General features: G+C 34.1%; 19 protein-coding genes and 5 tRNA genes. 1 reads left to right on the top strand and 23 read right to left on the bottom strand.

Going from position 1 to position 20632, the window contains the following annotated elements:
• Window positions 1-51: 51 nt before the first annotated feature.
• The 16 genes from nusG to CDH49_RS10455 all read right to left on the bottom strand — a co-directional run bounded on the left by nusG (window position 52) and on the right by CDH49_RS10455 (window position 10113).
• Window positions 52-606, bottom strand: coding sequence for a transcription termination/antitermination protein NusG (nusG, locus tag CDH49_RS10530; protein WP_100612389.1), 555 nt, complete (start codon window positions 604-606; stop codon window positions 52-54).
• A 10-nt stretch (window positions 607-616) separates the two neighbouring features.
• Window positions 617-814: a preprotein translocase subunit SecE gene (gene secE, locus CDH49_RS10525; RefSeq protein WP_100612215.1), complete on the bottom strand. Its 198-nt coding sequence runs from the start codon at window positions 812-814 to the stop codon at window positions 617-619.
• A gap of 130 nt (window positions 815-944) precedes the next feature.
• Window positions 945-1017: transfer RNA gene (locus CDH49_RS10520), tRNA-Trp, on the bottom strand.
• A gap of 64 nt (window positions 1018-1081) precedes the next feature.
• Entirely contained in the window at window positions 1082-2269 is a 1188-nt protein-coding gene (gene tuf / locus CDH49_RS10515; RefSeq protein WP_100615474.1) for an elongation factor Tu, read from the bottom strand.
• A 67-nt stretch (window positions 2270-2336) separates the two neighbouring features.
• A tRNA-Thr gene (locus CDH49_RS10510) sits at window positions 2337-2408 on the bottom strand.
• 72 nt (window positions 2409-2480) lie between these two features.
• Window positions 2481-2553: transfer RNA gene (locus CDH49_RS10505), tRNA-Gly, on the bottom strand.
• Between the two features lie 130 nt (window positions 2554-2683).
• Window positions 2684-2765, bottom strand: a tRNA-Tyr gene (locus CDH49_RS10500).
• Window positions 2766-2825: 60 nt separating this feature from the next.
• Window positions 2826-2899: transfer RNA gene (locus CDH49_RS10495), tRNA-Thr, on the bottom strand.
• 101 nt (window positions 2900-3000) lie between these two features.
• Entirely contained in the window at window positions 3001-3303 is a 303-nt protein-coding gene (hpf, locus tag CDH49_RS10490; RefSeq protein ID WP_100615691.1) for a ribosome hibernation-promoting factor, HPF/YfiA family, read from the bottom strand.
• Between the two features lie 28 nt (window positions 3304-3331).
• Window positions 3332-4222, bottom strand: a complete 891-nt coding sequence (locus CDH49_RS10485; protein ID WP_100615473.1) for a tyrosine-type recombinase/integrase — start codon at window positions 4220-4222, stop codon at window positions 3332-3334.
• 122 nt (window positions 4223-4344) lie between these two features.
• Complete coding sequence (rpsU, locus tag CDH49_RS10480; RefSeq protein ID WP_100612212.1) at window positions 4345-4542, bottom strand: 30S ribosomal protein S21; 198 nt, start codon at window positions 4540-4542, stop codon at window positions 4345-4347.
• 84 nt (window positions 4543-4626) lie between these two features.
• Window positions 4627-5793, bottom strand: coding sequence for an acyl-CoA dehydrogenase family protein (locus CDH49_RS10475; protein WP_100615472.1), 1167 nt, complete (start codon window positions 5791-5793; stop codon window positions 4627-4629).
• 21 nt (window positions 5794-5814) lie between these two features.
• Window positions 5815-6678 carry a ComEA family DNA-binding protein gene (locus tag CDH49_RS10470; RefSeq protein ID WP_100615471.1) on the bottom strand — a complete coding sequence of 288 codons (864 nt, stop codon included), beginning with the start codon at window positions 6676-6678 and terminating at the stop codon, window positions 5815-5817.
• Between the two features lie 15 nt (window positions 6679-6693).
• Window positions 6694-8373, bottom strand: a complete 1680-nt coding sequence (locus tag CDH49_RS10465) for an alanine/glycine:cation symporter family protein (RefSeq protein ID WP_100615470.1) — start codon at window positions 8371-8373, stop codon at window positions 6694-6696.
• A 225-nt stretch (window positions 8374-8598) separates the two neighbouring features.
• A complete protein-coding gene (locus CDH49_RS10460; RefSeq protein WP_100615469.1) occupies window positions 8599-8826 on the bottom strand; it encodes a PspC domain-containing protein in 228 nt (75 codons plus the stop codon).
• Window positions 8827-8838: 12 nt separating this feature from the next.
• Window positions 8839-10113, bottom strand: a complete 1275-nt coding sequence (locus tag CDH49_RS10455; RefSeq protein WP_100615468.1) for a DUF2851 family protein — start codon at window positions 10111-10113, stop codon at window positions 8839-8841.
• 112 nt (window positions 10114-10225) lie between these two features.
• On the opposite strand from CDH49_RS10455, the gene CDH49_RS10450 reads away from it, so the two are divergent.
• Complete coding sequence (locus CDH49_RS10450) at window positions 10226-10621, top strand: DUF2721 domain-containing protein (protein ID WP_100615467.1); 396 nt, start codon at window positions 10226-10228, stop codon at window positions 10619-10621.
• 2 nt (window positions 10622-10623) lie between these two features.
• Here the strand turns inward: CDH49_RS10450 and CDH49_RS10445 are convergent, their stop codons facing one another.
• From CDH49_RS10445 to porV, 7 genes are all read right to left on the bottom strand, one after another.
• Complete coding sequence (locus CDH49_RS10445; RefSeq protein WP_100615466.1) at window positions 10624-14043, bottom strand: T9SS type B sorting domain-containing protein; 3420 nt, start codon at window positions 14041-14043, stop codon at window positions 10624-10626.
• A gap of 75 nt (window positions 14044-14118) precedes the next feature.
• Window positions 14119-14799 (bottom strand): SDR family NAD(P)-dependent oxidoreductase, encoded by a 681-nt coding sequence (locus CDH49_RS10440; protein WP_100615465.1) that lies wholly within the window; start codon window positions 14797-14799, stop codon window positions 14119-14121.
• Window positions 14792-15736 carry a M20/M25/M40 family metallo-hydrolase gene (locus CDH49_RS10435; protein WP_100615464.1) on the bottom strand — a complete coding sequence of 315 codons (945 nt, stop codon included), beginning with the start codon at window positions 15734-15736 and terminating at the stop codon, window positions 14792-14794. Before CDH49_RS10435 ends, CDH49_RS10440 begins: the two co-directional genes overlap by 8 nt.
• A 241-nt stretch (window positions 15737-15977) precedes the next feature.
• Window positions 15978-17645, bottom strand: a complete 1668-nt coding sequence (locus tag CDH49_RS10430) for a pyruvate dehydrogenase complex dihydrolipoamide acetyltransferase (protein WP_100615463.1) — start codon at window positions 17643-17645, stop codon at window positions 15978-15980.
• A 3-nt stretch (window positions 17646-17648) separates the two neighbouring features.
• Window positions 17649-18647, bottom strand: a complete 999-nt coding sequence (gene pdhA, locus CDH49_RS10425; RefSeq protein WP_100615462.1) for a pyruvate dehydrogenase (acetyl-transferring) E1 component subunit alpha — start codon at window positions 18645-18647, stop codon at window positions 17649-17651.
• A 161-nt stretch (window positions 18648-18808) separates the two neighbouring features.
• Window positions 18809-19291 carry a cytidine deaminase gene (locus CDH49_RS10420; RefSeq protein WP_100615461.1) on the bottom strand — a complete coding sequence of 161 codons (483 nt, stop codon included), beginning with the start codon at window positions 19289-19291 and terminating at the stop codon, window positions 18809-18811.
• Between the two features lie 100 nt (window positions 19292-19391).
• A complete protein-coding gene (gene porV / locus CDH49_RS10415; protein WP_100615460.1) occupies window positions 19392-20624 on the bottom strand; it encodes a type IX secretion system outer membrane channel protein PorV in 1233 nt (410 codons plus the stop codon).
• Window positions 20625-20632 lie beyond the last annotated feature (8 nt).

The following is a 20632-nucleotide window of genomic DNA, read 5'->3' as shown; positions in this document are numbered from 1 at the left end:
CTTCTAAAATTGGAAGCCTAGGAGTACATCATTTATATAGTGTAACAATTATTATACTTTTTCAACTTGCATAAAACTTAATTCCAATGGTGTTTTTCTTCCGAAAATCTTAACCATAACCTCAAGTTTACGCTTCTCTTCATTAATATTTTCAATGGTGCCATCAAATCCATTAAATGGTCCGTCAATAACTTTAACGGTTTCACCTTTGGTAAATGGTATCATCACATTTGCACTTTCATCAACAGATAATTCATCAACCTTACCTAACATTCTGTTAACTTCTGAAAGTCTTAATGGCACAGGATCTCCTCCTTTGGTTTCACCTAAAAAACCTATGACATTGGTAACAGATCTTATAATATGAGGAATTTCACCTGTTAAGTTTGCTTGAATCATGATATATCCTGGAAAATAAACTTTTTCTTTGTTTATCTTTTTTCCATTTCTAATCTGAATCACCTTTTCAGTTGGCACTAGAACATGATCAACATAATCTTGCAGACCTAATCGAGCAATTTCATTCTCTATATAAGTCTTAATTTTGTTTTCTTGACCACTTACAGCCCTAACAACATACCATTTTTTTTCACCTACTTCAGACATAAAATTTGTTTTATCCATTAATCCATTGGAAATAAAGTGTTATGACTTTGCTGAACACAGTATCTACACCCCAAATAGCAAGTGAAAATATAATTGAAAATACAGCAACCAAAACCGTTAAACTTTGTGCTTCTGCCCATGTTGGCCAGGTTACATTGTTTTTTAGTTCTCCAAACGATTCTTTTATATAATTTACAAATCCAGCCATTCTATAAATATTTATTTTTTAATGGATTAAAAATTCCTTTTTTAATGTTTTAAAATCAAATTAGGCAAATTTTCAAACACTTTTAAATCTAATCAAAAAAGTTACTTTCAACAGTAATCTTTTACTTTAGCACGGGTTGGGAGACTCGAACTCACGACACCTGGTTTTGGAGACCAGTGCTCTACCAACTGAGCTAAACCCGTAAATATAAGTCAAGGTATTCCGAAAAAACGGAATACCTTAGCTTACAGTATTTACTTAACTATTTTAGTCTAAAATTTCAGTAACCTGACCTGCACCTACTGTTCTACCACCTTCACGGATTGCAAAACGTAAACCTACGTTCATTGCAATTTTTTGAATAAGCTCTACAGTAATAGTAAGGTTGTCTCCTGGCATAACCATCTCTACTCCATCAGGAAGCATGATGTTACCTGTTACGTCAGTTGTACGTACGTAGAACTGAGGACGGTAGTTGTTATGGAATGGAGTATGACGTCCACCTTCTTCTTTTTTAAGGATATAAACCTCAGCTTTAAACTTAGCGTGTGGTGTTACAGAACCTGGTTTTACAATAACCATACCTCTAGAGATTTGAGATTTTTCAATACCTCTTAACAAGATACCTGCGTTATCTCCAGCTTCACCTCTATCTAATATTTGACGGAACATCTCAATACCAGTGATAGTAGAAGTTAATTTCTCAGCTCCCATACCAATGATCTCAACTGGATCTCCAGTTTTAGCAATACCTGTTTCAATACGACCTGTAGCAACAGTACCACGACCAGTAATAGAGAATACGTCTTCGATAGGCATTAAGAATGGTTTGTCAATTTCTCTTAATGGCTCTTCAATCCAAGTATCACAAGCTTCCATTAATTGCATTACTGTTTCAACCCATTTAGCTTCACCGTTAAGTGCGCCTAAAGCAGAACCAGCAATTACAGGACCATTATCTCCATCGTAATCGTAGAAAGATAATAAATCTCTGATTTCCATTTCAACTAACTCTAATAACTCTTCATCATCAACCATATCCACTTTATTCATGAATACAACCATACGAGGAATTCCTACTTGACGACCTAATAAGATGTGCTCACGAGTTTGCGGCATAGGACCATCTGTAGCAGCAACTACTAAAATAGCACCATCCATTTGTGCAGCACCAGTAACCATGTTCTTTACGTAATCCGCGTGACCTGGACAGTCAACGTGAGCGTAGTGACGGTTAGCTGTTGCATATTCTACGTGAGATGTATTGATTGTAATACCTCTTTCTTTTTCTTCTGGTGCGTTATCAATCTGATCGAATGATTTTGCTTCTGATAAACCTGCATCAGCTAATACTTTAGTAATAGCAGCAGTTAAAGTTGTTTTACCGTGATCTACGTGTCCAATTGTACCAATGTTTAAGTGTGGTTTTGAACGATCGAAAGTTGCCTTTGCCATGTTTTTAAATAATTTAAATCTTAGTTATATAATAATATTAGTGTAATCTATTTTTTGTCAAATATAGAGCCAATGACGAGAATTGAACTCGTGACCTCTTCCTTACCAAGGAAACGCTCTACCCCTGAGCTACACCGGCGTTTCATTTACGATTTGCCGATTTTACATTTACGATCTGTAAATCGCATTTCGTAACTCGTAAATTTTTTAGAGCGGGAGACCGGGTTCGAACCGGCGACATTCAGCTTGGAAGGCTGACGCTCTACCAACTGAGCTACTCCCGCAATTTTTATGAAATCTCCATAAAAGAAATTCCAATTCACTTTTTTAAAGAACGTATAAAACCTTAGTTATTCTAATTTTTTAGATTAGAAAACCAAAATTTTAGATTCCTGCTTTAGCAGAAATTCATTGTGGGGAGAGCAGGATTCGAACCTGCGAAGACGTAGTCAGCAGATTTACAGTCTGCCCTCGTTGGCCGCTTGAGTATCTCCCCAATTTTTCAAAATTTCAATTTTTAAAATCCAAACCCCAAAAGGAACCGTCTTTTTAAAAGAGCCGATGGAGGGGCTCGAACCCACGACCTGCTGATTACAAATCAGCTGCTCTAGCCAACTGAGCTACATCGGCCTTTTTCTTACTTTTTTAGCACAAAAAAAGCCCGCTATTTCTAACGGACTGCAAATGTATAGATTTATTTATTTAATCAAAACATTTTTTGATAAATTTTGTCACAATTTTGCTCTTAACTTTTCTTTTCTCTTTTTAAGTTGTCGTTCTAGCGAAGCTGCTGCCATATCGGCTCCTTCTTCAAACGATTTACATTGTTTTTTTACTACAAAGCTATCTCCGGGCACACTTACCCTTGCTTCAAAAATTTTATTTTCTTTATCACTCGTGTTTTCTAATTTTAAATATACGTCGGATTGTATGACTTTATCATAAAACAAATCTAATTTATCCATCCGCTTTTGGATAAAATTAATCAATTTTTTGTCTGCGTTGAAATTCACTGACTGGGTGTTTACTTTCATACTTACATGTTTTGGGTTAGACAATATTCTACTTTTTACTTCTAGGATGTGCATTTATGTGCACTTTTTTCAACTCTGCAATACTATTATGTGTATAAACTTGAGTCGCCGCCAAACTGGAATGTCCTAAAAGCTCTTTAACAGCATTTAAATCTGCACCTTGGTTAAGTAAATGTGTTGCAAAAGAATGCCGCAAAATGTGCGGACTCTTTTTTACTTTTGAAGATGCCTTACTAAAATAATCATTTATTATTCTGTAAACAAGTGTTTCATATACTTTAACGCCATTTTTTGTTAAAAACAAGGTATCAGTATCGACAACGGTTTTTAATTCACTTCTTGTTTTTAAATAATGTTGTAATGATTGAACCACTGAATTTAATAACGGTACCAAACGTTCTTTATTTCTTTTTCCTAATACTTTTAACGTGTTATTTTGAAAATCAATGCTTGTAAGCTTCAACTCCACCAACTCGATGCGTCGAATGCCTGTTGAATAAAACAGCTCAATAATTAATTTATCTCGGATGCCTTCAAAATTATCTTCATAAAATAAATCGTCTATGGCAGTATTGATTTCAGTTTCCGAAAAAGGTATTTGAATTTTTTTACTGGTTTTTAATGCCTTGTGTTTGGTTAATGGGTTTAATTTGATGTCACCCACTTTTTGAAGAAACTTAAAATAGGTGTTTAAAGCCGATACTTTTCTGTTGATGCTTCTACTGGATACTTTTTTCTCCACCAACGATACAATCCAACTTCTTATTTGGGAATAGTTTACATTTTGAATGGTGTCTTCATCAAACTCACTTTTTACAAATTCCACAAAATTTTCCAAATCGGTTTGATAGGCCTTCACCGTAAGAGCCGAATATTTTCTTTCTAGCAATAAATAATCAGTGAATTTTTTTAGAGACATGTAATGAAGTTAAAAGTACAAAGTTAAAAGTACAAAGTTCTCACAAGTTATATGCTTAAATTTAGGATAAAAAAAATTCCCGCGAGTAGCGGGAATTAGATTATATACGATTTGGAAGCTAATTAAATATTATCTTCTGCATCTCTTAAACCTTGAATGTATTGCGCTTTTTGTATTTGTGCTCTACGTTCTACTGAAGGCTTTGTAAACTGCTTTCTGTTTTGTAACTGACGTTTCACGCCTGTTTTATCAAACTTACGTTTAAAACGCTTTAGCGCTCTATCGATGTTTTCTCCTTCTTTAATTGGTATTATTAACATAGTGTCTTAACCTCCTCTCTTTTAGAATTTCAGAGTGCAAATATAATAACTATTATTAATTATGCACAACAAATAATTTATAATTTATACAACTGGCTTATAATCCTTTTTATCAATAATAATTTTAGCTAGAATTTCCCTAAGAATTTCTGAAGTGCCGCCACCAATGGGCCCTAATCGGCTGTCTCTAAACATTCTTGCTAATGGATAATCTTCCATATAGCCATAGCCTCCTAAAAATTGAAGACATTGGTAAATAACCTCATCGGCCATTTTAGTGGACTTCAATTTAGACATCGTGGCTTGTTTCACAACATATTCGCCTTTATTCAATCTATAAGTAACTGAATAATTGAATTCTTTACAGATTTCCATATCTGAATATAAATCAACCAAAGTATGTCTTAACGCCTGAAATTTATCTATAGTCTTTCCAAAAGCTTCGCGTTGTGACATATATTCCAAAGTATATTCAAGGGCATATTCTGCTCGGGCATGGGCATTGATTCCCATTATCAATCTTTCTAAAGCAAAATGTTGTAGTATATAACCAAAGCCGTTATTTTCTTCTCCCAACAAATTACTTGCTGGAATCTTCACATTATTAAATGCAATTTCACCAGTATCAGACGCTCGCCAACCCAGTTTATTCAATTTGGTTGCCGTTATTCCTGGTGTTTCTCGGTCAATAACAAAAATACTGATGCCTTTATTCCCGGAATCTGGTTTTGTTTTTGCGGTAACAATTAAATAATCGCTATAAACACCGTTGGTAATAAATGTTTTTGAACCATTGATGATGTATGAGTCTCCTTCTTTAACGGCGGTTGTTCGTAAACCCGCTACATCACTACCGCCAAATGGTTCGGTAATGCATAAACAGCCTACTTTGTCGCCCGTAATACTTGGTGTTAAATAGTTTTGTTTGATGTCTTCACTGCCTTCGGCATTTAAATGCGTCATGGCTAAATACACGTGTGCCCATATAGCTGCTGCAAAACCGCCTGAGTTTACTTTTTGAAGTTCTTCCAGAAGGATAACGGTATAAAAAAGATCCAGATTTAATCCGCCATAAGCTTCTGGGTAATTGATTCCCAAAAAGCCCATATCGCCAAATTTTTTCCAGACATCCTTATCAATGGTACCCGTTTGTTCCCATTTATCTACATTTGGAACGACTTCTTTTTTTAAAAAATTTTGAAGGCTTTTTCTAAAAAGATGATGTTCTTCAGTGAAGTACATATTATTCATTTTTGTTTTTCTTTTTCTTTTTCAATGAAGCGACAAATATAATTTAATTATATCTAATTTATGGATTGGAAAATCCTTAACTTTTGTTAATTCATCAATCGCCTTAAATCCGTCCCTTAATTGTCTTTGTTCTATAATGTGATGCACCAAATCATAATCTAGATATGGAATGGTGACAAGCTCTTCAACAGTGGCCGTATTTAAATTGATTATTTTAATAGGTCTTGGAGTTTTTACGGTGAATTCCTTTGTTATATTTTCAATAACTTCTGAATTTAAACCATATACTTCTTTAAGTTGCACATCTGATATAAAACCGCCTTTAAACTTACTTCTATATTTGATAATGCGCTGGGATAACGCGTCGCCGACGCCATACACTTTTTGAAGTTGCTCTGCGGAAGCCGTATTTAAATCTTGCTTTTGAGCAAAGGTTTTAGGACTATTATTATAAGTTGAAATGGGCTTAGAAACAGGATTCTCAACCCAATCTGGAAACTTAAAATACGGTGACATACTATTTAAAAGTGAATCTGAAATTTTAGTGACTTCCTGAAATTGTTTTACTGAATTAATCCAGTTATTTTGCTTTCTAAAAGCCAGAAGTCTATCAATTTCTTCATTTGTCATCCCTAAAGAAACACCTTTATAATCTGTAATATAATTGGGATTAAACGGATATATGGTTGGTTTTCTAGCTTCAAGTTCTACCAAACGCAATGAATCCATTTCTTTATTATAGGTTTCTAATAATGCTTGGTTTACATTAATTTTTTCTGTTGAAACGTCAATGAAAAAATAAACACATTGAAGGACTATGATGGTGACTATCAATAAAAAAATCCCATTGCGCTGACTTTTAGAAAACGTAAAATGGGATTTCATATAGACTTTTTTTAATTACATGTGTTTGGTAATATCCTCAGCACCATCTTGAATGGCCTCTTTTTTAATCATAATAGCATCCAAATAACGTTTCATTTCTTGTTTCACTTTAGGAAATAAGAAAAATAAACCTATCATGTTTGGGAATACCAATGCCAAAATCATGGCATCAGAGAATTTAATAACGGCATCTAAAGTTGCTGCCGCACCAACTACTACAAAGAATAAGAATAATACTTTATAAACCAAGTCCGCTCTTTTCCCTTTTCCAAATAAATATTTCCATGATTGCAAACCGTAATAAGACCAAGAAATCATGGTTGAAAAAGCAAACAATACAATAGCGATGGTTAATACATACGAGAAATGAGGAATTACTGAATCAAATGCCAAAGAGGTTAAATCGACACCGCTAATTGGCAAACCAGTTGATTTCAAAATCACGCTACTTCCATGTTGCGCCGTATAATCAAATATGGCTTGTGGTTCTGTGCCGTTAATATTAAAGAAAATAATAACCAAAGCAGTCATGGTACAAATAACAACAGTATCAATAAATGGTTCTAAAAGTGCCACAACCCCTTCGGAAGCTGGATATTGTGTGCGAACTGCAGAATGTGCTATAGCTGCAGAACCTGCTCCTGCCTCATTGGAAAACGCGGCTCTTTGAAATCCGACAATGATAACGCCAACCACTCCACCTAGACCAGCCATAGGTGAAAAGGCTCCATCAATAATTAATGTAAAAGCCAACCCAATATCACTGAAATTAGCAAATATGATGACCAATGATGCCAAAATATAAAGCCCAGCCATAAAAGGCACAATTTTTTCGGTGATTTTAGCAATACGTTTTATGCCTCCTATAATAACAATACCAACTAAAATGGCCAATAGAATGCCTATGATAACGCCTGTTGAACCTCCTTGTAAATTTAACAAGGTACTTATTTGAACGGCTGCCTGGTTCGATTGAAATGCATTACCGCCACCAAACGATGCTCCTACACAAAGAACCGCAAATAGAATACCTAACACTTTACCAAGACCTCCAAAACCAATTTCCTTCAAACCTTTAGATAAATAATACATTGGGCCTCCATAAACAGTACCATCGCTTCCTATATCTCTATATTTTACACCGAGGGTACACTCAACAAATTTGGTTGACATGCCTAATAATCCACAAACAATCATCCAAAATGTAGCTCCCGGCCCACCTAGTCCAATTGCTACCGCAACACCCGCAATATTTCCTAGACCAACGGTTCCAGAGACAGCCGTTGCCAATGCCTGAAAATGTGACACTTCTCCATGGGCACTTTCATCCCTAATAGTATGCGGAATATCCTCAACTGCCAACGCCTCATCATTGCTATAAAGCTTATCTACGCCATGCTTTTCAATATCAACATACTTACCCCTTACGGTACTTATGGCTGTCCAAAATTTAGTAATGCTAGGAAATTTAAAATAGATGGTAAAAAAAGACGCACCTAAAACCAACAGAAGCACTACAAAAGGAATTTGATACTCCCCAATGGGGATTTTAGTCAAAATAAAACCTTCCCACCAAGTTGCAAGAGGCATAAAGGCATCATTTACTTTTTCATCCAGTCCTTTTTTAGTTACCTCTTGTGCAATTGTTAAAAATGGTAATAATAAAGTGAAAGTTGAAAGAAGATATTTCTTCATAAGAATTCTATATTGGTTTATTTATTGAAATTTTATTGAAATATAGTTATTAAAAGAAGGCAAGATGCTAAAAAAAAATGGGGTTTTAAAACATCTGCTGATAAAAATACAAAACTACAAATGTATGTTGTATTCTGAATTTAGAGTTCCCTTATGTTCTAACCTTCTAAAACAATTATTTTAGATGAGGGAATAGAATACTTACGATGGGGGACTTCATATTATTTACAAATCAAAAACCGATGATCGTTTTGTATATAGCAAATCTTTAATGCGCATCCAAAAAGCCAAAAACAAGTACAAAGCAAAACCAAAACCTACGGTTACAAATGTTAAATACATGAATGTGGTTCTAACCACCTTGGCCCTAATGCCAAACCTATCCGCAATGCGTTGGCAAACATAATACCCACGTTTTTGAAAGTACAATAAGGTTTTATAAAAAATGTTCATGCTGCAATTTAATCAATTATTATGTAAAAGCGAATTCCCTATGGCACATTGTAAACATTTATTCTTGTCACAATACTCGTTTTTAAGCTGAAGTAAGCCTTGGGATTGTAACGCAGAAGTTGATACTAATTTTAATGTATTGAATTTTTCTATAATGCTATTTTTCTCCGAAGTAATGGACTGAATTAAACTTATTATGGAATCGTCCATATTAACTCCTTGAAATCGTGCATAGCTGAATTTTAATGGTATGATGGTATTGATTAAAAGCAAATCGACAAACGGCTTGGTTAACATTTTTTTTGATTTTTTTGAAGATTTACCAAACGTATAATGCGATTCCCAAAACGGTGAAGTGCCAACAGAGAACAAATTATAGAATTCAACCACGCTATTTATTTCTATAATTTTTGAAAATAAGTTTTGATTTAGGTGATACAATGTTGCTAATTGTGATAATCTGATGGTTGGGAAATTGGGCGGGCGCAACCTAAAAAACTGAATAGGCGTTACATTGTTGTTCGTCAGTGAAAATTTTTGCTTTAAAAATTCATATTCTTTTGTCAACTCCAAATAATAAGGTTCTTCAATATCTTGTTCCAACAATCCAGCTTGTCCAAAAAGCAAGGCTTCTAAAGTTATGTTATTAGTGAGTATTTTTCTGATTATTGAAAAATCTAAGCTATTAGCCACACTCAAAAACGCATCACTGTTTACTTTCAGACCAAAATTTTTGACAAGCATTTTAAACAAAACGGCTTCCCAATCGTTTTTTGAAGTCACCAATAAGGTATTTATATCTTCAGCTTTTCGTTCCAAACGCTCTAAATACAAGCGTTCTAACCAGTTGGACAACTCAAAATCATTTACATTGGAAAAATCATGTTCGCAATTAATCCATTTACCTGATTTAGCGAATAGTTTTTCATAATTGTTCAAGGCTAATTTAGAAACATAGGTTTTTAATTCTAAAGTCGGAATCTTAGAATTATTTCTTCGGAATATATCAGTATCATGTTCCCAAACCACATGTAGAATCACATTATCATATGCTTTATCCAACTCGTGATTGTGCAAAAACCAGTCGGATGTTTTTATATGAATCTCCACATTACCAGCCCAAAGCTGATTATCAATTTTTAATTGGGCATTAAAAAAATCGGGGCCCGCATTTAAATTATGCTGCCCAACAGACAGTACATGAATACTTTCCTTATCTGTGGTTGTAATATTGGAAACATCAAATTTTTTATGTTTCCAGAGATAATGTAAAAAATCTTCTTGCATGCTTCTAAAGTAGGAAAAGTTTTAAAATGGTAATAATTTTGCTTTAAAATTTTCACCTAATAAATCCCTTAGTTTAAAAAGTTCTTTAACTTTATAGGAAACTTAAACGTACATGGAAGAACTCACGCTTACCACTCCTGCTGTTTTATTTTCAGCCATTTCATTAATTATGCTCGCCTACACCAACCGATTTTTAGCTTATGCTGCTGTAGTAAGAAGTTTGCATGATAAATACCTTGAGAAAAAAGACAAACAACTTATAAAGCAGATAGAGAATATAAAGAAACGATTGTACCTAACACGCGCTATGCAAATTTATGGTATTAGCAGTTTGTTGTTATGTGTATTAACTATGTTTCTTATTTATGTACAACAACAAACCATTGCGGTTTGGGTATTTGGTGCCGCCTTAGTATTATTGATTGTATCTTTGGCATTGCTTATTAAAGAAATACAGATATCCGTAAAGGCTTTAGAGCACCATATTAGTGATATTGAGAATAATTGAAATTAACGTTTCAAAGCAAAATGTCCGGTAAACGTATTGTTATCATTTAGCTTAACCGTAAACCAGTAATCGGTAGCAGTCAACTTTTGGCCTCTAAAAGTACCATCCCATCCCTCATCTTTTGCGGAAATTTGCTTTAAAAGTTTGCCATACCGGTCATGTATAAATATTTCAGCATTTGGATAATCTGTTATTCCTTTTATTTGCCAAGTATCATTTACGCCATCTCCGTTTGGAGTGAAATATTTAGGATAATCTATAATAACAACCTCTTCATAATCTTCGCCACATCCTAATTTATCTTTAACAGAAACTATGTAAATTCCCCCTGAAACATTGTTGAATAAATTATTATTTTGATAATTAATGCCATCAATCGAATATTCAAAATCACCATCTCCCGAAGCATTTATTTTTATATAATTATCATCAGATAGTTCTTTGAATTCTACATTAACAATACTTGGAAGCTCAGAACGAATCAACTTAAAGTCAAAACTATTTTCACAATAAATGTCATTATTGTTTTGCCCAACCGTAAGGGTGTAATTTCCAGCATTAATCAAATCAGCTTGGTAGGAACTTGAAATAATTGTACCATCTTGATATTTCCAATTATAAGTATCAAAATTACTTTCAACATTTACACTTAATGATGGTTCTAAATTACATAAAAAATAAGAATCATCAATAGAAACCAATGGCAATTGGTTTACAATCAAATTAAAACTGGTCTCAGAAAAGCATAAACTATTAAGCTCATTTTCTACCCTAGCATAAATGATTTGCGACCAAGGTTGGGTATTTTGAAACGTCGAAGGCAAAGGACTTGGCAATTGATTGTTTCCTGCATCAAAATATGTGATTTTTAATCCATTTTGATTTCCTATGATTTCGTTTTCAATATGTGTTGTATTAAAATTTGCAAAACCATTTCCTAAATCACAGGCATAAAGTGTTTGAGGTTGGTTTATTTGTGGTTGAGACGCTGTTTTTAGAATTACTACTGTTTCGGAATAACAAGTAGTTATTTGATTTGTAACTCGAACTGTAATTAATTCCTCATTAGCAATGGTATTGGTATAAGGGTTTGGCAGTGGACTTGGCAATGGATTTCCGTTGACATCAAAATAAGAGACTTGCAAACCTGTTTGATTGCCTAAAACTTGAGATTCAATATTTGAAGTATCAAAATATTCTGAAATACCATCGTTATTATCATCGCAACCTATTAGTTTGTTTAAAGTATTCGCCGTGGGCAATGGGTTTACTATTAACTTAAACGTGGTTTCATTATAACAATCTGTATCAGTGTTAGTAGCTCTAACTGTAATGATTTCCTCATTTGCTAATTGATTTTCAATGGCATCAAATGGGTTTGTTATTAACTGCCCATTTTCAAAATAAAATTCAACAGCCATATTGGTATTATTGCTTACAATGTTTGATTGAATATCTTCTAGATTGAAAAAAGCAAAACCATCTGAATCGTCATCGCAAGTGTAAAGGTCATTAATTTGAAAAGATTCTGGAATAGATTTTACAATTAAATCAAAAGATATTTCGGTGTAGCATTTAGGATTGTCAATATAGGCAATACGAGCTGTAATTGTTTCTTGCCCTAAGACTGAATTTGACATTGGGTTTGGTAGCGGACTTGGCAATTCGATTCCATTTTCAGTAAAATATTGGATAGATAAATTTGATCGATTTCCTATCAAATCAGTTTCTACTGAACTTGTATCAAAAGAGCTAGAAATCTGGCTTCCATAAGTACTTTCACAACCATATAAATTAGCTATTTGGTTTATAATGGGACTCTCATTGATAACAACTTCAATAGTAATAATCTCTGTTTCAGTCCCACATGTAACTGTCAAAGTAACGTCATAAACACCACTATTTGAAAATGTATGATTTGCTTCAATCAAATCAGATGTATTATTCAAGCCAGAAGGTGGATCGTCAAAGTTCCATAAGACTGAATCGAAATTTCCATTAATTAAGAATTCTGTTGTTTCGGTATAGCAAGTGTTTTTGAAAGATATTAAATTAGTTGAATTAGTTTGGTCAAGAATATGTTTGTAAAATAGAATATCCCTATTATTATTTCCACTATTATTTACTATACTATTACCATTAATTGTTATTGGATTACTCGTAAATGAAGATGTTAAATATACGCTGTTCTCTAATGCAACTATAGACCCTGCAAGATCACGATAACCAGGATAAGTATTATTCCCTTGAGATCTGAGAATTAGTTCGGCCGAAAAGTCACTCAAATCTATTTTATATAGTACCAAATCTGAATTGTATTCGTTATAAATAGTTTGGCTGCTATTTATTATTTGATTCCCTACTTCTAATTCTCCCCTAAAACTTGATAAAACATATAAATTATTACCTTCGTGCGTCATAAAACTTCTTTGTTCAACATCTCCAGTACCATTTCCTACAGGTTGCAGAAATCCGCAATTATCAACAATAATATTGTTTTCCAATACGCCTGTGTCTTTTGAAATTTCCATAATTACACTCCCTACGTTGCATCCGCTAAAGTCTGATGTACTTTTATAGTATTTACTCCATAAATACAATTTATCATTAGAGTTATTATAATATAATGTTAATGGAGAAAATTTAAAGCTTAAATAGCTAGAAATATCTTTTGACCAAACGAGATTTAGGTTGGAATCAATCTTAGTTAAATAAGGATTGCCAGTAGTATAGTAATAACTAATATCAGAAGATTGTGTTTGTCCAATAATATAAATATTTCCATCTTTGTCTATTTGCGAGTCGAAAAAGTAGTCATAGCTATTAGTACCATAAAGTTGCGATTTTATTAAATTTCCAAATGTGTCAAATTTAGCTGTAAAATATTGACTTCTTGACCCGTTTGGCACTATTAAACCTAAATTATTATTAATTCCTTCATCTAATTGACCAGTTACATAAATATTACCCATCCAAGAATGGACTTTTCGTTTTGAATAACATTCATCACTAATTTTTTTTACCCATTCAATAACTCCATTTGGATTCAATTTAATTAAGCTACTGCCCATTTCTATTGAAAATCCACCTACTGTTACGCCCCCACGACTATTACATATTAAAGAATAAATATTGTCATTGTCATCAACAGTAGTGTCTTTAAATATCATAAAATCAGTTGGACCATTATCAGGTATAAAAAGATTAGACCATAAAAGATCACAATTAAAATCATATTTATATATAGATCTTCCCCAACCTTGATTGGGATTGATTGTTAAAACTATTCCATCTGAGGCTTTATCAATATCTACTACATAATCTTCAATATGACCTCCAATACTGTGTCCACAATCAAAGCATTGTGAATACCCGAAAAAAACAAAAAAAACAAAAAATACTAGAGAAAGAATATTCTTCATACGAGCAAATATAGAAAACAGGAATGAATTGATTTCAATTTTCTGTTTTATCGTAAAAAATAACGTCTAACAATTTTAAGGCGTAGAATTAGAAACCTGTAACAATTTCCCATTATAATATTTTTGTCCTGTTAAAGCAAAATCAAAAATATACTGTGCCATACCTATAGCCGACATGTTGGCTTTATACCCAGGAAACGCTTCTTCCAACATTTCAGTTTGTACTGCTCCTAATGCCAATACATTGAATGAGATTCCTGAGCCCTTGTATTCTTCAGCCAATAATTCGGTCAAGTTAATAACTGCTGCTTTACTGGAACTATAAGCAGCTAAACCCGGAAATTTCATGCTCCCTTGTACACCACCCATAGAACTGATGGTAACAACATGACTTCCTTGCTTCATAAATGGCAACACGGTTTTGGTTAACTCTGCCACACCAAAAACATTGGTTTTATAAACGGTTTCAAAATCTTCCATAGAAAGTTGAGAAAACGGTTTGTTAATTAGCATACCGGCATTATTAATCAACACATCTACTTGTTGCCAATTGGTATTTATAAAATCTGTCACACTTTTATAAGCGTTTGCATCACATAAATCGCAAGAAAGAGATGCGACATTATTTAGTTTTAGTAGTTCTATAGGTTTTTTGTTCCGTGAAATTGCCAAAACCTGATGCCCTGCTTTGGCAAATAGTTTAGCCAATTCAAAACCAATGCCTCTACTTGTGCCTGTTATAATTATATTACTCATTATATAGTTTAATTTCTTTAGTTGGTGTGTTACAAATGGCCTCAATGGCAGGAATGGTTTTCTTTATTAAGTTAGTCATATGGTCGTAATCTAATTTATCCGCTTCATCATCTACATGATGATAATAATCGTAATTAGACAAATCGCTACATGAAATGGTATGACAAGGCACTTTAAAGGTTTCATAAAAAGGGAGATTATCTGAACGCTTGAATAAATTTCTTTCTTCAGAAATCTCAGATAACCCTGTAAGATTGAAATCACTATACTCATTCATTTTTTCAGACATGTTTGATAATCCATAACCAGTTACAAATGCCATATAATCCCGGTCTGGAAAAGGCACACCAATCATTTCAAAATTCAACATGGTGTAAAGGTCTATATTATCTTCTTTAAGTGTTTTTGCTAAATAGGCAGACCCTAGCATACCTTTTTCTTCAGCAGAAAATAATGCGACCAAGATGCTGCGTTTATTACTTTTTGTCTTTGCAAAATGTTGTGCTATAAGTAAAACTCCACTAACACCCGATGCGTTATCGTTTGCACCATTGGCAAGGCCATCATCACCAACTTTATCTGCTACACCAATATGGTCGTAATGCGCTCCAATAATAACCACTTCGTTTTTAAGTTTGGGGTCGTTGCCTTCTATATAGCCAACAATGTTGTAAGCATCTATAGCACTCCATTTAAAATTGTTTCTGTAAGTTTCAAAATAAGGTTTGATATTATTTTTTTCAAAGACAGCCTCAATGTAGATCGCGGCCTTTTCAATACCTACAGAACCTAATTCACGTCCTTCCAATTCATCAGATGCCAGATAAGATATCATCATTTCTAAGGCTTCGGGTGATACATAGTCTTTTTTAAATACTCTAAAACTTATAAAACCTATTAAAATAACAAAAGGGATGATTATAAATATTTTTTTCATATGTGGTTATTGTTTTTTCTCAAAGATCATATGGAATCGTTTATCGTCTTCGGTGTGTATCTCAAAAAAATATCGGTGTTCGATGATTTTCAATTGCAAGAAAACTTCTCGCTTGTGATGATTTCATAATACTAATTTCATGCTTAAAGATAAAAAAACCTGCTTCAATCCAGAAAATTATCTGGAGAAACAGGTTTGAATTTTATAATGAGACCTTAAGACTGCACTGTAAGTGACATTCTTACACCAACATAGTAACAGGATTTTCAATATATCCTTTTAATGTTTGAAGGAATTGTGCCCCTGTTGCTCCATCAACCGTTCTGTGATCGCACGCCAATGATAATTTCATCGTGTTGCCAACAACTATTTGTCCATTCTTCACAACTGGCTTTTCTACAATGTTTCCAACAGAAAGAATAGCTGAATTTGGTTGATTAATTATAGACGTAAAGGTGTCTATACCAAACATCCCTAAGTTAGAAACCGTAAACGTACTACCTTCCATTTCTTGAGGCGTCAATTTTTTATTTCTAGCTTTTCCTGCAAGGTCTTTAACAACAGCTCCTATTTGTGGCAAGGTTTGCTCGTTTGCAAATTTCACAACTGGAACCACCAAACCATCTGGCACTGCTACAGCAACACCAATATGCACATGATTATTTAAGCGCATTTTATCTGGAAACCATTGAGAATTGACTTGTGGATGCTGTTTTAATGCCAAAGCACAGGCCTTGATAACCATGTCGTTATATGATATTTTTTTATCTGGAATGGAATTAAACTGTGCACGAAATGAAATGGCATTATCCATATCGAATTCAACACTCAAATAATAATGAGGTGCAGTAAACTTAGAATTGGTTAATGCTTTTGCTATGGCTTTACGCATTTGGGAATTTGTAACGTCCTCAAAATCCTCTTGCCCAACCGGCACAAATTTACCAACTGCCGCCGCAGCTGAAGGTGTATAATTTTCTATATCGCTTTTTACAATACGTCCGTTTTCTCCTGACCCTTGTACTTGTTGTAAATTAATACCTTTTTCCTGAGCTATCTTTTTAGCTAATGGAGATACAAATAACCTTCCATTAGTAGAGGTTGTTGCAACAGGTTTTGATGGTTTTGCTTCTGCTTTAGGAGCCTCCACTTTAGTTTCAGCCTTAGGAGCTTCCTCTTTTGGAGCTTCTTCTTTTTTAGCAGTAGTTGCACCAGCTGTAAAATTAGATGCCACTCCAGATACATCTGTTCCAGCAGGACCTATAATAGCCAACAATGAATCTACTTTTGCAGATTCACCTTCTTTTAAACCAATATATAATAAGGTACCTGCTTGAAATGACTCAAACTCCATGGTCGCCTTATCTGTTTCGATTTCCGCTAAAATTTCACCTTCTGTTACAGTATCTCCAACTTTTTTTAACCAAGTGGCTACTGTTCCTTCTTCCATGGTATCACTCAATCGAGGCATGGTTACTACAACGACACCATCTGGTAATTTAGCATTTGTATTAGATTTTTCATCAGACCCACCCTTTGATTCTTCTTTAGGTTTATCTTCTGATTTTTCTTTTACTTCGGTTTTTGTTTCAGTAGATTCTTTTCCTTCTTTTTTAACCTCGGTAGAAGATTTGCTACTACCACCATTTAATAAACTGGAAATATCTTCACCTTCTTCACCAATAATAGCCAACAGTTCATCAACCTTAGTAGTTTCACCTTCTTTAACGCCAATATGAAGCAAGGTGCCTTCGTGAAAAGACTCAAACTCCATGGTGGCTTTATCAGTTTCAATTTCAGCTAAAATATCGCCTTCACTTATTTTGTCACCAACCTTTTTTAACCAAGTGGCAACAGTTCCTTCTTCCATGGTATCGCTCAATCGCGGCATATTTATTATTTCTGCCATAGCTTATATTTTATGTTGAATAAATGGATAATCTTCTTGTTCGTAAACAGCGTCATACATGACGTTTTTATCTGGATATGGTGACTCATCTGCAAATTTCTCGCATTCTTCAACCAAATCCTTGACACGCTTGTCTATGATTTTTAAATCGTCTTCGGAAGCGTATTTCTTTTCAAGAATAATATCTTTAATCTGGGTTATTGGATCTATTTTCTTATATTCTTCAACTTCAGCTTTTGTTCTATAATGTTGGGCATCACTCATAGAGTGACCTCTATAACGATATGTTTTCAACTCTAAAAACGTTGGTCCTTCACCACGACGTGCACGTTGAATGGCTTCATCAAATGCTTCAGCAACTTTTATAGGATTCATCCCATCAACGGGTCCACAAGGCATTTCGTAACCCAACCCTAGTTTCCATATTTCTGAATGGTTAGCGGTACGCTCTACAGACGTTCCCATGGCATATCCGTTATTTTCACACACAAATACTACGGGCAGGTTCCAAAGCATGGCTAAATTGAATGATTCGTGCAAAGAGCCTTGACGAGCAGCTCCATCACCAAAACAACATAATGTAACGGCATCGCTACCATGATATTTATCTCCAAATGCAAGGCCTGCACCTAATGGAATTTGGCCACCAACAATACCATGTCCGCCATAAAAACGGAATTCTTTAGAAAAAATGTGCATGGAACCCCCAAGACCTTGTGACGTTCCTGTACCTTTTCCAAAAAGTTCTGCCATAACACGTCTTGGATCTACACCCATACCAATGGGCTGAACGTGATTTCTATAGGCGGTAATCATTTTGTCTTTTGTTAAGTCCATAGCATGCAAAGCACCTGCTAATACTGCTTCCTGACCATTATAAAGGTGAAGAAATCCTCTCACTTTTTGTTGTATATATACTGCAGCTAGTTTGTCTTCAAACTTCCTCCAAAATGACATGTCTTCGTACCATTTGAGGTAAACTTCTTTTGTAATTTCTTGCATCGAATAATATAATATTATATTTTACTTAAGCGAAATACAAAAGTAATACATTACTAGGGATTGCAAAAACGTAAAATCATTAAAGTAGAAAAAATATTGAATTTGATGTCTTTTTAAGAAATTCTAATTATTTGCTGTTTTTGAAATGATTTATATGATAATTACAATGCAGATTTGTCAAAAAGTAATGGCAACAAGTTACTTAGGGAATTAGATTTCATTATACTACCAATTTCTCCCATAAAAAAAATCTCTATGGGGGAGTCTTGCTTAATTTCATATTCCGCTATGGCTTGTCTACATGCTCCGCAAGGCGGAATGGGATTTTTAGTTATTTGATTACTTGAAGCTGCCGTAATAGCCATTTTTAAAATTTTGGAATCCGGATATTGGGAGCCAGCATAATAAATGGCGGTACGTTCGGCACATAATCCAGAAGGATAAGACACGTTTTCTTGATTATTGCCCGCAACTATTTCCCCATTTTCTAATAAGATGGCTGCCCCAACTTTAAATTTAGAATATGGTGCATAGGCTTTGCTTCGTGCTTCAATAGCCCTATTCATTAATATAGAGATATCATTGGGAAGTTCATTTAAGTCATTGTAGACTTGAAATATGGATTCTATTTTGAGTTCTTTCATGCGTTAACCAATTTCACTAAAGTTACGATACTATTTTAAACAAAAAAACTATTACGTTTTGTAATAGTTTTTTAGATATTATTTAATTGTTTATTTTTTATTAATATTCCCTGTACTCTCCTGCCCCTATATTAAATGTTAACGAAAAACGCAGCGTACTTTCTAAAGGACTTTGCACTTTAGATGTAGAGAATAAATATGATAAATCTATATTAACCACATTGTACTTAAAACCAGCACCCAATGCTAAAAATTTTCTAGCGCCTTTTTCTTCACTCTCATTAAAATAACCAGTCCTGAAAGCAAAGGAATCTTGATATGTGTATTCTGCACCCAATGCCCAAGTAAACTCTTTTAACTCTTCGCTAAAACCTCCTGGTGCATCTCCAAAGGATTGAAAAATACCAGATAAAAAGCCTACATTAGGATCTTGTCCTTTATAAATCACCCCTTCTTGCACTAAAGTCGTTTCTTCTCCTTCATCATATCTACCATTATTATTTCCATCAACATAATTATACTCATCTCCATATATTGGAGGGGTTGGCACCAAAAGTTTGGCAACTTCAGCAGTAACCGCCAATTTATTATACTCATCAAAAATAAAATCAAAACCCGCTCCTAACCGCAAATTTGTTGGTTGAAAATTTTCTGTACCACCCTCATCATATGTAAATTTAGGTCCTAAATTTTGAATGGCAAACCCTGCTCTCCATCGTCCGTTAAAATCCGTATAAGCTTCTTCTTCACTTTGATAATATCCTGAAATATCTACTCCAAATGTATTTGCTGAAGTTACATCACCATCAACACCAGGCAATCTCAAATCTGAACGCAGAAAACGCATAGCAACAGACATGGCGAATTGGTCAGTTAATCTTAGAGCATATGAGGCATCTATGGTCAATTCATTAGGTCTTTGTATCAATGCTTGCGAAATTTCATTATCCCTAAATTCAATATCTCCCAAAGAAAAATACCTAAAGCTAGCGGCAAATGCACTTCGATCATCTATACGATTAAAATAAGTAACATTTCCTAAAAAAATATCATTCACCAATTTACTTAAATAGGGTGTATAACTGACCGCTATTCCTGATTTGGTTTCAGAAAAAGCATATTTTGATGAATTCCATTGTTGCGAAAAACCATCTACCGAAGTGGCAACTCCCATATCACCCATAGCGGCTGCACGCGCATCTGCTGCAATTAGCACAAAAGGCATTCCCGTGGTTATTACTCTAGAATCGTTGTCATTGGGGATTATGGTAGTTTGTGCACTTAATTCAAATACAGTTACCAACAGCATTAATACGCATATGTTATTCTTCATGTATCAAT

Source organism: Confluentibacter citreus, from assembly GCF_002807055.1.
Classification (GTDB): Bacteria; Bacteroidota; Bacteroidia; order Flavobacteriales; family Flavobacteriaceae; genus Confluentibacter; species Confluentibacter citreus.
Note: the sequence above shows the minus strand (reverse complement) of the source record. Positions and strands in the feature narration are given on the sequence as shown.

What these genes read in the sequence shown, in the direction of transcription:
- nusG (WP_100612389.1), bottom strand. Translation starts at nt 606, where the DNA reads ATGTCTGAAGTAGGTGAAAAAAAATGGTATGTTGTTAGGGCTGTAAGT.
- secE (WP_100612215.1), bottom strand. Translation starts at nt 814, where the DNA reads ATGGCTGGATTTGTAAATTATATAAAAGAATCGTTTGGAGAACTAAAA.
- tuf (WP_100615474.1), bottom strand. Translation starts at nt 2,269, where the DNA reads ATGGCAAAGGCAACTTTCGATCGTTCAAAACCACACTTAAACATTGGT.
- hpf (WP_100615691.1), bottom strand. Translation starts at nt 3,303, where the DNA reads ATGAAAGTAAACACCCAGTCAGTGAATTTCAACGCAGACAAAAAATTG.
- CDH49_RS10485 (WP_100615473.1), bottom strand. Translation starts at nt 4,222, where the DNA reads ATGTCTCTAAAAAAATTCACTGATTATTTATTGCTAGAAAGAAAATAT.
- rpsU (WP_100612212.1), bottom strand. Translation starts at nt 4,542, where the DNA reads ATGTTAATAATACCAATTAAAGAAGGAGAAAACATCGATAGAGCGCTA.
- CDH49_RS10475 (WP_100615472.1), bottom strand. Translation starts at nt 5,793, where the DNA reads ATGAATAATATGTACTTCACTGAAGAACATCATCTTTTTAGAAAAAGC.
- CDH49_RS10470 (WP_100615471.1), bottom strand. Translation starts at nt 6,678, where the DNA reads ATGAAATCCCATTTTACGTTTTCTAAAAGTCAGCGCAATGGGATTTTT.
- CDH49_RS10465 (WP_100615470.1), bottom strand. Translation starts at nt 8,373, where the DNA reads ATGAAGAAATATCTTCTTTCAACTTTCACTTTATTATTACCATTTTTA.
- CDH49_RS10460 (WP_100615469.1), bottom strand. Translation starts at nt 8,826, where the DNA reads ATGAACATTTTTTATAAAACCTTATTGTACTTTCAAAAACGTGGGTAT.
- CDH49_RS10455 (WP_100615468.1), bottom strand. Translation starts at nt 10,113, where the DNA reads ATGCAAGAAGATTTTTTACATTATCTCTGGAAACATAAAAAATTTGAT.
- CDH49_RS10450 (WP_100615467.1), top strand. Translation starts at nt 10,226, where the DNA reads ATGGAAGAACTCACGCTTACCACTCCTGCTGTTTTATTTTCAGCCATT.
- CDH49_RS10445 (WP_100615466.1), bottom strand. Translation starts at nt 14,043, where the DNA reads ATGAAGAATATTCTTTCTCTAGTATTTTTTGTTTTTTTTGTTTTTTTC.
- CDH49_RS10440 (WP_100615465.1), bottom strand. Translation starts at nt 14,799, where the DNA reads ATGAGTAATATAATTATAACAGGCACAAGTAGAGGCATTGGTTTTGAA.
- CDH49_RS10435 (WP_100615464.1), bottom strand. Translation starts at nt 15,736, where the DNA reads ATGAAAAAAATATTTATAATCATCCCTTTTGTTATTTTAATAGGTTTT.
- CDH49_RS10430 (WP_100615463.1), bottom strand. Translation starts at nt 17,645, where the DNA reads ATGGCAGAAATAATAAATATGCCGCGATTGAGCGATACCATGGAAGAA.
- pdhA (WP_100615462.1), bottom strand. Translation starts at nt 18,647, where the DNA reads ATGCAAGAAATTACAAAAGAAGTTTACCTCAAATGGTACGAAGACATG.
- CDH49_RS10420 (WP_100615461.1), bottom strand. Translation starts at nt 19,291, where the DNA reads ATGAAAGAACTCAAAATAGAATCCATATTTCAAGTCTACAATGACTTA.
- porV (WP_100615460.1), bottom strand. Translation starts at nt 20,624, where the DNA reads ATGAAGAATAACATATGCGTATTAATGCTGTTGGTAACTGTATTTGAA.